7 protein-coding genes are annotated in these 13,854 nt (G+C 49.1%); 1 reads left to right on the top strand and 6 read right to left on the bottom strand.

The annotated features are described in order from the left end of the window. Positions 1–4: 4 nt before the first annotated feature. From SO_RS06955 to malQ, 6 genes are all read right to left on the bottom strand, one after another. A complete protein-coding gene (locus SO_RS06955; RefSeq protein ID WP_164925847.1) occupies positions 5–1,594 on the bottom strand; it encodes a glycogen/starch synthase in 1,590 nt (529 codons plus the stop codon). A gap of 67 nt (positions 1,595–1,661) precedes the next feature. Next, positions 1,662–2,924 carry a glucose-1-phosphate adenylyltransferase gene (gene glgC, locus SO_RS06950; protein WP_011071681.1) on the bottom strand — a complete coding sequence of 421 codons (1,263 nt, stop codon included), beginning with the start codon at positions 2,922–2,924 and terminating at the stop codon, positions 1,662–1,664. Between the two features lie 119 nt (positions 2,925–3,043). Continuing rightward, positions 3,044–5,557, bottom strand: coding sequence for a glycogen/starch/alpha-glucan phosphorylase (locus tag SO_RS06945; RefSeq protein ID WP_011071680.1), 2,514 nt, complete (start codon positions 5,555–5,557; stop codon positions 3,044–3,046). Positions 5,558–5,559: 2 nt separating this feature from the next. Continuing rightward, complete coding sequence (glgX, locus tag SO_RS06940; protein ID WP_011071679.1) at positions 5,560–7,812, bottom strand: glycogen debranching protein GlgX; 2,253 nt, start codon at positions 7,810–7,812, stop codon at positions 5,560–5,562. Continuing rightward, entirely contained in the window at positions 7,809–10,049 is a 2,241-nt protein-coding gene (gene glgB / locus SO_RS06935) for a 1,4-alpha-glucan branching protein GlgB (RefSeq protein ID WP_164925658.1), read from the bottom strand. The genes glgX and glgB overlap by 4 nt, the downstream gene beginning before the upstream one ends. Before the next feature lie 13 nt (positions 10,050–10,062). Next, a complete protein-coding gene (gene malQ / locus SO_RS06930; protein ID WP_011071677.1) occupies positions 10,063–12,372 on the bottom strand; it encodes a 4-alpha-glucanotransferase in 2,310 nt (769 codons plus the stop codon). A 507-nt stretch (positions 12,373–12,879) separates the two neighbouring features. Between malQ and SO_RS06925 the strand changes: the two genes are divergently transcribed. Next, complete coding sequence (locus SO_RS06925) at positions 12,880–13,512, top strand: peptidylprolyl isomerase (protein WP_011071676.1); 633 nt, start codon at positions 12,880–12,882, stop codon at positions 13,510–13,512. The last annotated feature ends 342 nt before the right edge of the window (positions 13,513–13,854 follow it).

Genomic DNA, 13,854 nt, shown 5'->3' with positions numbered 1-13,854 from the left:
CAACTCACAAAATGTTATAAAGTTGTTTCTTGTAATCAAGGGCGATGCTACGCCAATCAAAACGCCGTGCTTTTGCCTTACGCTTTAGTTGCGTCCAATCACTACTGTCAAATTTCTCTAGTGCTTCGGCCAGCTTCGCCAGCAAAGCCTCGCCCTGACTTTTGATATCTTCGCCATAAAAGACAAAGCCATCGACACCATCCTCGACCGTATCCTGTAATCCGCCAACGCCATGCACTAGGCAGGGTTGACCGCTACGCATGGCGAGCATTTGGCTGATACCGCAGGGCTCAAAGGAACTCGGCATAAGCAATAAGTCCCCATATTGGTAAAGACATTGCGAGAGTGCTTCGTGGTAGCCCTGTAAAAATACAAAATGAGCATACTTAGCCGCAAGGGTTTGAAAAAATTGTCCTATCTCTGGGTCACCACTGCCAAGCAGCACAAACAGCGCGTTAGGCTGCGTTTGCTGTAACTGTAACAGCAGCGTCTCCAACACAGATAACCCTGAAGGTAGAATATGGCGTAAGATCAACACCTTTTGGTCAGTAAGACGCCCAACGGAGGTCAGCAAAAAGGCTGGAAACGCCTCCAATGATGCTTGACGCCAAAGCGCTTGCAGCCGAGTAAAAGCGATCATATCGACGCCACGAACCTGACTTTGAGTCGCCTGCCACTGTACTAAAGCCGACTCAATATCACTCAGTAAGGCCGTAAACTCAGCTAATCCCATTCGCTTGAAAGACTTTTTCGTCAACGCTTGGGGATAATCACAACCATTTAAAATCCCCAACACCCGACCTTGGTCAGCTTTATGTTGCAAATCGGCCTCAAGCCCTTCGCCACCGAAAAAACCTCGCTCGGGTTGCGAGGGTAATAGCACTTCCTTGGCATAAGTGGGTGAGACTAAATGCACCCTATCGGCGAGTCGAATACCCATCCGCATCGGGTTAATACAATGGGGATAACGGGGATCAATAATGTCCGCGAGTTGAGTCACATCCAAGTGGGCAAACAGGCTAGGAAACCAAGCCGCGAAAGAGGATGCATCATGGCCGAGCGGCCTAATCCCCTGTAACGCCAGATTGTGAATTGAAAACACACATTCAATGGCTTGCAATGCCTGATATTCAGGCGCTAATGCCCGCAGCATGGCTAAACATCCCGTATGCCAGTCATGCAGATGCAGCAGCTGCGGCATGGGCACAAGCCCAGTCACTAAAGCTTTGGCAACGCTTACACACAGGAAGGCAAACTTAGTCGCATCATCGGCAAAGGGGCGATCCTTAGTGCCTTGGCTGTAAATTTGCCCGGGGATCGATTGCCAAAGCCCATGCTCGAGCAAGTAAATATTGGCGCCTGGTACCAGAGGATGCGCCAGCCAATATAGCTTTATAAGCTCATGTCGCCCGGCAAAGCTCACATCAAACTCACCAATTTGCTTAGCACCTTGGGCGGTTAAAAAGCCGTAGCTTGGCATAATGACATCGGCTTGGATCCCAACGCCCGCGAGAGCTTGGGGTAAATCGCGGATCACATCCGCCATCCCCCCCACTTTTGCCCCTTTGAGTGCCCCATTTTCGGCTGCAACCATTAATATGCGTTTCACCTAACTTCATACTCCTAACGGGTTAATACTCAAGCTTATTACCGGATTGGCCTTACTCGTAGCCCACTGGCAGTCCTAACATATCGCGGGTAACTAAGGTGATGCCTTTTTCGGACACCCTAAAGCCTTTTGCTCTGTCGTGGTCGTGGTTATAACCAATCACAGTACCTTCGGGGATAATACAACCCCTATCGATAATGGCGTTTTTGATCTTACAGTGGCGCAGTACTACTACATCTGGCAGTACCACGGAATCCTCAACCACAGAGTAAGAACAGACACGTACCTCGTTAAACAATACGCTGCGACGCACGGTTGCGCCCGAGATAATACAGCCACCGGAAATAATAGAATCCACCGCCATGCCGCGCCGATCATCATCGTCGAATACAAACTTAGCGGGCGGTAATTGCTCTTGATAGGTCCAAATAGGCCATTTCGCATCGTAAAGGTTTAATGCGGGCGTAGGCGACAACAATTCCATATTGGCCAGCCAAAAAGAGTCCAAGGTGCCCACATCGCGCCAATAGGCTTGCTCGTTCGGGAAGGCACTCTTAAAGGGATAGGCAAACACTTTATGTTTTTCGATGATCGAGGGAATAATATCTTTGCCAAAATCACGGTCAGATTCGGCGTTTTGGGCGTCCTTTTTCAACTGTTCGAATAAAAATTCAGTGTTAAACACATAGTTGCCCATCGAAGCGAGGCACTTTTCCGGATTACCGGGGCAATGTTTTGGTAGCTGAGGTTTTTCTTCAAAACCTAAGATACGCATATCATCATCGACCTCCATTACCCCAAATGCCCCTGCAGCTTCAGCCACTGGCACTTCAAGGCAGGAGACCGTCATATCGGCGCCAGATTCGGCGTGGGCGGCGAGTAAACCGGCGTAATCCATGCGATACACATGATCTCCCGACAGCACCATGACATACTTGGGCAGTTCATGGCGAATGATGTCGATATTTTGAAACACCGCATCCGCGGTGCCTTGATACCAATTTTCAGAGTAGCGTTGTGAGGCAGGCAAAATCTCTACCGACTCGCCCAACTCTTTTTTGAAATGGCCCCAACCGCGCATCACATGGCGGATTAACGAGTGCGACTTATATTGGGTCACCACCCCAACGCGGCGGATCCCCGAGTTGATGCAATTTGATAGCGGAAAATCAATAATCCTAAACTTGCCCCCGAAATACAGCGCGGGTTTAGCACGCCAATCAGTGAGTTCATGTAAACGCGAGCCTCGGCCACCAGCCAGAATCAATGCATAGGTTTCACGAGTTAAATTACTGATATAACGTACATTAGACATAGGCTCTACTCCCCAAATAGCACATTAGTGCCGATGACTTTTACACCACTCATTTCAGGACCTAATAGGCCACATCGCGGCGTTTTCCTGCGTGTTCCTTTGCTCATATTCCTACTCCCTTATAACTTCCAAATTTCATCTCGATAGCCAGCAATCGTCACATCGCTGGAGAAGCGGCCGCTGGCCGCCGTGTTGCGAATGCTCATTTGCGTCCACTTTTGCTGATCTTTGTAGGTGTTAGCGACAGCCTCCTGGGCGAGGCGATAACTATCGAAATCCGCCGCCGTCATCCATTGATCATCCGAGCTTTCAATCGAAGTGATAATGGGATCGAAAATCCCCGGTTCGAGCAGATTAAAGTGGCCACTTTTTAGTAGCGCCATCACCTCGGATAAGGCATGGGACTGCGCGATAATGCGTTTCGGTTGATAATTTGAGCGCATAGCAGCGACTTGCTCAGCATTGAGTCCAAAGAGGAAAAAACTCTCTTCGCCCACTTCTTCAAGCATCTCAATATTGGCGCCATCTAGGGTGCCTATGGTGAGCGCGCCGTTCATCATAAACTTCATATTGCCCGTGCCAGAGGCCTCCTTACCCGCGGTGGAGATTTGTTCGGAGACATCGGTGCCCGGACAGATTTTTTCCATGGCACTGACATTGTAATTAGGCAAAAAGGCAAATCTGAGGTAAGGCGCCACCACAGGATCAGAATTGACCATATGGGCGACATTACTGGCGAGTTTGATAATCAACTTCGCCATAAAGTAACCGGGCGCGGCTTTGCCCCCGATCAGCACGCAGCGTGGCACCAGATGCTCTGTATGCCCCTGTTGAATTTGATGATAAAGATGGATCACATGCAGAATATTGAGTAGCTGACGTTTGTACTCGTGGATCCGTTTCACCTGCACATCAAACAGCATAGAAGGGTCAAACTCGACGCCACATTCCTTGGCGATCATATTTGCCAGCAATACCTTGTTGCCTTGCTTCACCTCTCGCCACTGTTGAATAAAACTGGCATCTTGGGTTAGGGCATTGAGCGCCATAAGCTGGCTTAAATCCGTTACCCAACTCTGACCCAAATGGCTACTTAACAGTTTGGCGAGCGCAGGATTGCAATGAGCTAACCAACGCCTTGGCGTGACTCCGTTGGTACGATTGTTAAACTTCTGCGGCCAGAGGCTATAAAAATCCTTAAACAGACCCGACTTTAATAACTGAGTATGCAGTCCTGCAACGCCGTTCACCGAAAAGCTTGCCACTATGGCTAAGTAAGCCATCCTAACGTGTGGATCGGGGCCTTCTTGAATAATCGACATGCTCGCAAGCTTGTCAGCATCCCCTGGCCAGTGGTGGGCGACTAAATCAAGATATCTTGCGTTGATCTCATAGATGATTTCTAAAATCCGCGGCAACATCAGCGCCATCATGCGCACAGGCCAACGCTCTAATGCTTCGGGTAACAGCGTATGATTGGTGTAAGCCATAGTTTGACGGGTTATCGCCCAAGCGGCATCCCACTCGAGGGCGTATTCATCCACCAGTAAACGCATTAACTCAGGTACGGCGATGCTCGGGTGAGTGTCATTCAACTGCATCACATTTTTTGCTGCAAACTGAGTGAAGTCATGGCCGTGGTGATGCACCCAACGTTTCAAAATCGCCTGCAAACTGGCGGAGGACAAAAAATACTGCTGACGAAGGCGCAGTTCCTTACCGTTCTCACTGGCATCATTGGGATACAGCACCATAGTGATCTGTTCGGCGAGGTTTTTACGCGCCACAGCCTCGGTATAATCCCCTTGGTTAAACTCTGCTAAATCAAAGTCATCGGTGGCTTCAGCCTTCCAAAGTCTTAGGGTATTGATACGACCATTGCGATAACCGGGCACAGGCATATCGTAGGCCACGGCGAGTACATCTTGGGTATCAACCCAAATCACGTGTCTGCGCCCTTGCTTATCTACATAGGATTCGGTGTGGCCAAAAAAATGCACTGTCACATTATGATGGGGAACGCGTACCTCCCAAGGATTACCCTCACGTAACCAGCGATCTGGGCGCTCGACCTGATAACCATCAACAATTTTCTGGGCAAACATGCCGTATTCGTAACGAATACCATAGCCAGTGACGGATAAATCTAGGCTTGCGCAACTGTCGAGAAAGCAAGCCGCGAGTCGTCCTAAGCCACCATTGCCTAACCCCGCATCATGTTCGGCCTCTTCAAGCTCCTCAAGAGAAACCGAGTAATGACTTAAAGCTTCACGGCTATCTTGCTCTAAATCTAAGCTTAACAAGGCATTACCTAGTGTCCTGCCCATTAAAAATTCGAGTGACAAATAAGCAACTTGCTTGTTGTCATAATGGCTATCTTTTATGCGTGTCTCACGCCAATCGTCCAGCATTTGCTCTTTAACGCTGAGGGCAAGTGCCTGAAATAACTCTCCTCTGGCGCCTTCTCCACGACTTAATCCGTAACGCACATGGCGAGTAAAAGAAGCTGGCAAAGCATCACAGGGTTCACAGGGGTCGTGGGCAACTGCTTTTAGACTCTCAACAGCTATCGTTGCACGTTTTTTAGGGGTAACGCCGCTGGTATTTGGGCTCAACTCACTGTCGTGACTCATAATTAATTCCTTATAAAATCAGCATGAAACAGCATAAGACTGCGATCTTGTAGTAAGTATCGTGTTGGTGAGGACTGAGCATCCAGCGGCTCAGTGGGAGTAAGGTATTGCGGTTCGGTTTGGGTATGTAGCAAGCATTGCCACGGACCTAAATGCTCAAAAACAGGCGGGGTAAATGCCAACGGATGCTCATCGGCATTCACCATTAACAGCAAGGCTTGAAAGCTGTTGTCACCAGCCACATCAATGCCTGCGGTTAAATCACCGGATAACACCACGCAGAGACTGCGGCACATAGACTCGCTCCACAGGCTTTTTGTCATTGGCTTACCTTGTCGACTAAACCAATCTAACCTCGCGCTTGGCTGAGTTAAGAACTTTGCAGCACCTAAAGGCGACTCTGAGGGCGATTCGAGAGAACGAGCCACCAGCTGTTCATGGATAAAACGTTTTGCACATAAGAGCGGAAAGCGCTTACGCAAGGCGATAAGTTGTTGGGTAAAACTCAGCAGATGTTTATCCATTCCCTCAGATGACCAATCAAACCAATTCATCGGGTTATCTTGGCAATAGGCGTTATTATTTCCGCCTTGAGTGCGGCCCGTTTCATCACCGCTGAGCAGCATTGGCACGCCTTGGGACAAAAATAAGGTGGTCAGTAAATTGCGTTGCTGGCGGGCGCGTAGCACTAACACTGAAACGTCGTTGGACGCCCCTTCCACTCCGTAGTGGTAGCTGAAGTTCGCATGGTGGCCATCGCGATTCTCTTCACCGTTGGCCCAATTGTGCCGCTCGCAGTAACTCACCAAATCTTTCAGGGTAAAACCATCGTGACTGGTCAAGAAATTGATACTGGCAGCGGGCGGGCGGCCACTATGCTCAAAAAAATCCCCTGAGCCATGAAAGCGCCGCGCAAATTCCGGTAACATGCCGTGATCGCCGCGCCAGAATCGGCGCATCGTATCGCGGTATCTGTCGTTCCACTCGCTAAAGGCCACCGGGAAATTGCCGAGCTGATAACCGCCAGGACCTATATCCCAAGGTTCGGCAATCAACTTCACACGGCAAAGCACGGGGTCTTGCAGCAGCGCATCAAAAAAGCCGGAGCCGGGATCAAACCCATAGGCTTCACGGCCAAGACTGGCTGCTAAATCGAAACGAAAACCATCAACGCCCATGACCTTCACCCAATAACGCAGTGAGTCCAACACCAACTGCAACATGCGGGGATGATTGAGGTTTAAGGTATTGCCACAACCAGTATCATTGATATAGAAGCGTTTATCGTTTGGATGTAGACGGTAATAGCTCAGATTGTCGATACCACGGAAGCTAAAAGTTGGCCCGAGACGGCTGCCTTCGGCGCTATGGTTGTAGACCACATCAAGAATCACTTCAATGCCCGCGCCATGTAGCGCATCCACCATAGTGCGAAACTCAATAATATCCTCACTCGAGAGATAACTCGGTTCTGGCGCGAAAAAGCCAATACTGTTGTAGCCCCAATAGTTAGACAGCTGTTTTTCAAGTAAAAAGGGTTCGGAGAAAAATGCCTGAATCGGTAACAGCTCAACGCAATTCACACCAAGCTTGACTAAGTAATCTATCGCAGCCTTCGATGCCAATCCTGCAAAGGTGCCACGTAGCGGCACGTCGATCTCAGGGTGCAGCGCGGTAAAGCCTTTTAAGTGCATCTCATAAATAATGCACTGCTCAATCGGTAGTGGATTTCGATGGGGTGAAAGTGGCCGAATAGCCTGCGATTCGGCCGCAGCAAGCAGTGGTCGAATATCGACGACCTTGCATTTTGGCATATAAGCGGCGTTATCTAAGGTACTAAAAGATAAGTCTTCGTTAGGGTTATCTAACTCATAGCCAAAGTTGGCAATATGGTGATGATAACGCCCCACGAGCTGGCGGGCGTAGGGGTCTAATAGCAATTTGTGCGGATTAAATCTGTGGCCTAATTGGGGCTCGTAGGGACCATAGACACGATAGCCATAAAGCTGGCCTGCACAGAGCCCATGTACATACAGATGCCAGATTTGCTGGGTTTGCTCCGTCAAAGCAATGCGCTGAATTTCGACCTTACCTTGTGCGTCGAAGAGACACAATTCCACCCCTGTGGCATGGGCCGAAAATAGCGCGAAATTAACCCCGCCATCATCGACCGTCGCCCCTAACGGAAAAGCCTTACCCGCGCTTACGGAATAAGGCAGTGAACCGCCGGAATTGATAAGCGCAGCACTCGTCATAGGGCTGATTCTCTTAGGATATTTTCAGTCGCAGGCCCGAGAATTAAGCAGCCAAGGGGCGGCACAGTGATCAACGCGCTCGATGCCATGCCCTGCCAGGGTAAAGCTTGGGCGATAATTTTGCCGCCATTCCCCTGATTACTGCCGCCGTAGAGATAGCTGTCGCTATTGAGGTATTCGCAGAAATCTCCGCCTTGGGGTAAGCCAATGCGAAAACCTTGATGCACGGTCGGCGTCATATTCACCACAAACACCAGCGGTACATCATTCCCTTCGCCATAGCGTACAAAGCTAAAAATACTGTCGCGGCCATTATCGCAATCGAGCCAGCGAAATCCCTGTGGCTCATAGTCGAGTACGGATAAGGCGGGGAATTGTCGATAAAGCTGGTTAAGATCCCTAAGCCAGCGCTGCACGCCTTGGTGAGGCTCGAAGGCGAGTAAATGCCAATCGAGACTGTGGTCGTGATCCCACTCATCGCGCTGAGCAAACTCACTGCCCATAAACAATAATTTTTTACCCGGATGCCCCCACATAAAGCCGTAATAGGCTCTGAGCGTAGCGAACTTTTGCCAATCATCGCCGGGGATTTTATGCAGCAAAGAACCCTTGCCGTGCACCACTTCATCATGGCTTATCGACAGCATAAATTGCTCGGAGTAGGCATACATCAAACTAAAGGTGAGCTGGTTATGGTGATACTGCCGATAAATAGGATCGCGCCCCAAATAGCTTAGGCTGTCGTTCATCCAGCCCATATTCCACTTAAAACCAAAGCCAAGCCCAGAGCTGTCCGTCGGTTTAGTCACCCCAGCAAAGGCGGTGGACTCTTCAGCAATCATGCAAATACCGGGGATGGCTTGGTACAAACGCTGATTCAGCATTTGCAAAAAATCTATCGCCTCTAAATTCTCCCGTCCGCCATAGGCATTGGGCAGCCATTGCCCAGGCTCGCGGCTGTAATCGAGATACAACATAGATGACACCGCATCAAGCCTTAGGCCATCGAGGTGAAACTCCCGCAACCAATAGCAGGCATTACTGAGCAGAAAACTACGCACCTCACCACGGCCATAGTTGTAGATAAGCGTGTCCCAGTCGGGATGCGTCCCCTTACGTGGATCTTCATGCTCGTAAAGACAAGTGCCATCAAAACGCACTAAACCGTGGGGATCCTTAGGGAAATGCGCCGCTACCCAATCGAGTAATACACCTATCTCAGCTTGATGGCAGGCATCGATAAATGCTTTAAAGCCATTAGCATCGCCAAAACGATAGGTCGGCGCATACAAGCCAACAGGTTGATATCCCCAAGAACCGTCAAAGGGATATTCGCTCACCGGCATCAACTCAATATGGGTAAAACCTTGTTCCTTAACATAGGGAATCAACTGCTCGATTAAGTCTTGATAATCAAAATATTGCTCACCAAACTCGCCTTTTCGCCGCCATGAGCCAAGCTGCACTTCGTAGATAGACATGGGCGCACGGTGCCAAGCCGTGGCCGCGCGTTTATCCATCCATTGCGTATCAGCCCACTGGTGCTGCTGTTTTTTCGGCACTATGGAGGCATTGTGCGGCGCGCATTCCATTTGAGTCGCCATCGGATCGGATTTGGCGTGACGCTCGCCATTTTGATAAACCAAATCAAACTTATAGTGCGAGCCTTCGACGACACCTGGCAGAAAAATCTCCCACAAACCGTTGGCAACATGTTGACGCATCACATGGCGAGTATCGTCCCAGTGGTTAAAATCACCCACCACAGAAACCCGTTTAGCATTGGGGGCCCAAACACAAAAATGCACGCCTTCAACGTTATCGACTTGACGCCAATTTGCGCCTAAAAACCGATAGGCCTGCTCGCTACTACCCTCGCCGAAGAGGTATAAATCCTCACGATTAAGGAGGGAGCCAAACTGATAGGGGTCGATAATATCAAGCTCGCAAAGGGGGTAAGTCACCCGTAGTGCATACAAAAATGGCTTTATTCGCCTGCCAAGCGTGCCCGCAAAGAGTCCAGCCTCATTGACGCGCTCAAGGCTCGCCACTTTACGGCCATCCTTAAGGCTTATCACATCAACCTTTTGGGCATTACGTAAAAAACAGCGCACCACCAAGGCCTTACCTTCGTTGATGCTGTGCATGCCAAGCAGGGAAAACACATCCGTATATTGACCATTAAGCAGTGCGACATCGCTACCGTCATAGAAGTAAGTCTGGGCTTGAGTCATCATTTGGCTTCCATTTTTAGTCAAAGGTGTTATCTGTTTGTGCAGCGATTTCCGGCAAATGTCTCGCAGCAGCAATGCGTTGCAAGCGCAGTGCGACAGTGCTTTGGGTCGCGGCATCCCTTAACGTGATCGGCAATCGTCGCTGCCAATTGGGGTACTCGAGCCAAGTGCCAGGGATATTGACCGCATGGCGATCAGCCAGCAGATCGCACCATTGCACGCTGTAAAGCGCACTATTGCCTGAGGCACCCAATGCCATCCACGCGGTTAATAAATCTTCAAGATCAATCTGTTGAATATCTGTCTCAGGCAATAAACCTTGGGAGATTAAACTGTGCACAAGCTGGTGTTTTTCCTGCTCACGTCCAGCCAATGCCTCACCTAATTGCTCGTCGGTTGTGAGTAAGTCGAGTTGACGCCTCAGGTGCAAGTCACTGCCCGTCCACCAAGCGACCAAGGTGGGCACATCGTGGTTTGCCAGCATCATCAAACTTTGGAACTTATATTGGCTCGGCGGCTTAAAGCCTTGATGATCCTTGCAGAAGTAGAACAGTTCGTTGGAGTAAACGCCGGCGTGATACAGGCGGTGAATAATGTCAGGCGGGACTAGGCCTAAGTCTTCGCCAATCACCACACAGCGGGCGCGCTGACTTTCAAGACAGAGTATCGCCAGCAAAGTTTCAACGGGGTAATAGACATAGGCGCCCTGCCCAAGACGTTTATCCAGAGGCCACCACCAGAGCCGTAACAGCCCCATCACATGGTCAATTCGCAGTGCGCCACAGTACGTCATATTGGCGCGGATTAACGCAATAAAATGGCGATAGCGATCTTGCTTTAACTTAATAGGATCGAGGGGGGTTAAGCCCCAATTTTGGCCTTGGGGCGCAAAGGGATCCGGCGGCGCGCCTATGCTAGCGTTTAGACAAAACAGTTGTGAATTGGCTTGCACCTCAACACCTTGTAAGGCTGCACCCACTGCAAGATCGCGAATTAGCCCGATGCCCATGCCCGCTTCTTTTGCCTTAAGCTGGCACAGTTGCAGTTGCTCTTCGGCCACAAACTGCAGATAAAGATAAAAACTTTCATCCTGCGCAATGGCGCTAGGGCTACGTAAGTATTCGGCCTGAGCAAACTCCCGTAGCGACTCACCCTCTTGTTTGACAAAAACATGAAAACGCTGCGCCCTTAGCGTACGTTGCTGTAAATGGCTTTCGCAAAACACTGTGTATAAACGGGCAAAGGCGCGGTACTTAAGCTCACTCACCTTGGGATAATCGAGCCAATTTTCAGTATTGAGTAGTGCAATGGCTTCTTGCCATTCATTGGCGGCAAATTCCTCAGCCAAGAGCTCAAACTCAGGCACGCTCGACAAGTGAATATACAGAGGATTAAGCCGGCGCCGATCACAGGGACTATAAGGACTAGGCTGTTCCGGCACGGCAATATCTAAGGCATGTAATGGATTGAGTTGAATAAAATCAGCGCCATATTCGGCAACTAAGGTGATGAGTTGCTCTAGATCGCCAAAGTCGCCGATCCCCCATTGGTTATCACTGCGTACACTGTAAAGCTGAACACTCACGCCCCAAGGTTTATGGCGTTTTCTTTGCGCCACGCTGTTCATCACGCCTTGATAAGCCGTCCGCGGTGCCAGCATAAAGTGGCCATAGAACTCATTCGCCTTCCTTGCTGTTAGCTCGGCATGATGAATCCCTGAAGTACAATCCCCTAAAGTAGAAGTCGTATCACCCAAGCTGACGCTGAGCTTGTGGTAACCCAGCCCAAGGCAGGACACATCGCTGAGCTTGTCTTGCTCAGAGACATCGCAGCAATCAAACTCATGCGCTAAAAGATCGAGACGATATTGAATAAACTGGCATTCGTCGGCAAATGGGCTATCGCCATGTCGCGCTAACTCGGATTCCTCAATACGATAATCCCCAATCGGCTTTAAGCCTGAAAACGGCACATTAAAGACAATTACCTCACCTTGCTCACATTTAAACGTCAGCAGCAGATCGCCACGGTAAGATTGAGGTAAATATAAGCACACCCATGGTTCATCGACATAACACCAATGAAATGCCGGTAATACTTGGGTCCAATGCTGTGCGTCTAATTGATAAACTTGGGCTGCGATAGCACTCTGTGTGAGCCGATTCACCGCTGACAACTCAGCCTCGTTATGCGGCTCATTAGTATCCTGTAACATACAGGTCAAAATCCCTTGCCTGTCAGCTTCGGGAATGCGAATGTACTGGCCGAAGCAGTCGGTAAAGTCTGCTCCTACGCCCCGCAAATACAGCAACTTCTCCAGCCCCATATTTTTGTCGCTCCCGCAACCGCTCATCCATAGCCTAAGATAGGCAGTAACCATGCCAGCCCAAAATAACAGCTTGAAGACAGATTTATGTCAGCCAGATGACAACAAATAAAATTTATAAATCAGCATGTTGAATAAAAAGCATCGAAGTAAAAGCCAATGCTTTCTCATCTATAGCTCAATCCAAATGCACAAGATTGAAGCAGGACATGGTTAAAAAAGGTGCAACGCGCTTAAATGGCGCAAACAAATATAGGAGCAGGCTTTATCTCGACCTCCCGAATTTTTGGCTTAGGCCTGTCTTAGCAGTGCGAGAAAGTCATCATCGTTTAGCTGCAACACTTTGTATCAATAGCATTTTTCATCTTGAACTTCTCTTCACACCTCGCCACTATTCGCGCACAAAACAAAAACAATACCAAATAGCAACATTCCATCACCTTACCCAACACATTCGAGCAAGGTGTGTCGCTGGGCTGATGGTGCGCAATCAATAAGGAAATTCAGATGAAAAGCATGACGGGACTGATATTAGCCAGCAGTTTGAGCTTAGCCCTCAGTGCCTGCGATGGCAGTGGCGATGAGCAAACCCCTTCTATCCCCACACCTGATCCAACGCCTCCCACGTTAGCCGCCGATGTGTGCTACTTAATGAGCACGACGAAGGGAGATATCACCCTTGCCATCGATCTCACTAATACCCCCATTACTGGTAAAAACTTCAAACAATATGTCGATAAGTCTTTTTATAACGGCACCTTATTCCACAGAACCATCAATAACTTTATGATCCAAGGCGGGGGCTTTACCACGGGATTACAAAGCAAACCTACGAACGCCCCTATTAAAAATGAAGCATCTGTCGGTATCAGTAATAAACGTGGCACTATCGCCATGGCGCGCACTCCAGTTTCGGATTCCGCCACATCGCAATTCTTTATCAATGTGTTAGATAATCCGCAGCTCGATGCTTCAGCGAGCAGCTATGGCTATGCCGTGTTTGGCAAAGTGGTTGAAGGCATGGATGTCGCTGACCAAATCAGTATTGTGCCGACTAAAACGAGCAACGGCTTTAGCGACACCCCCGTAAAAGAGATTTTGATTAATAGCGTGAAGGAGACCACCTGCCCCGCTGCTTAGTGCTTAATCAAACTGAACAAAAGCTAAAAAGCACTGGATATTCAGTGCTTTTTGGTGCTGTGATAGTATGAAGGGATGATTCACCTCCTTGGATGTTACCAACTAAAGGCATGGGCCCCGCATCCATTTCATCTGCGCCCATCATTAGCTGCAATATGTCCAGATTATCGCCAATCTATCTTCGCATCGCTAAACAAGCAAAAGCTGAAAAAAGCCTTCAAAAACATAGCGTATGCAAACCTTAATCTCTGTCATAAAAGTTCATTATTTAGTTATCTAGTTCCAACTTTAGTGGGAATTTCACCTCAGGAATCTACCTAAACCGATCTAGATCACAACTTG

Origin of the sequence: Shewanella oneidensis MR-1, from assembly GCF_000146165.2 — a bacterium.
Taxonomy (GTDB): Bacteria; Pseudomonadota; Gammaproteobacteria; order Enterobacterales; family Shewanellaceae; genus Shewanella; species Shewanella oneidensis.
Note: the sequence above shows the minus strand (reverse complement) of the source record. Positions and strands in the feature narration are given on the sequence as shown.

Coding starts and splice junctions, on each gene's coding strand:
- glgC (WP_011071681.1), bottom strand. CDS start 2,924: ATGTCTAATGTACGTTATATCAGTAATTTAACTCGTGAAACCTATGCA.
- glgB (WP_164925658.1), bottom strand. CDS start 10,049: ATGATGACTCAAGCCCAGACTTACTTCTATGACGGTAGCGATGTCGCA.
- SO_RS06945 (WP_011071680.1), bottom strand. CDS start 5,557: ATGAGTCACGACAGTGAGTTGAGCCCAAATACCAGCGGCGTTACCCCT.
- SO_RS06925 (WP_011071676.1), top strand. CDS start 12,880: ATGAAAAGCATGACGGGACTGATATTAGCCAGCAGTTTGAGCTTAGCC.
- malQ (WP_011071677.1), bottom strand. CDS start 12,372: ATGGGGCTGGAGAAGTTGCTGTATTTGCGGGGCGTAGGAGCAGACTTT.
- SO_RS06955 (WP_164925847.1), bottom strand. CDS start 1,594: ATGGTTGCAGCCGAAAATGGGGCACTCAAAGGGGCAAAAGTGGGGGGG.
- glgX (WP_011071679.1), bottom strand. CDS start 7,812: ATGACGAGTGCTGCGCTTATCAATTCCGGCGGTTCACTGCCTTATTCC.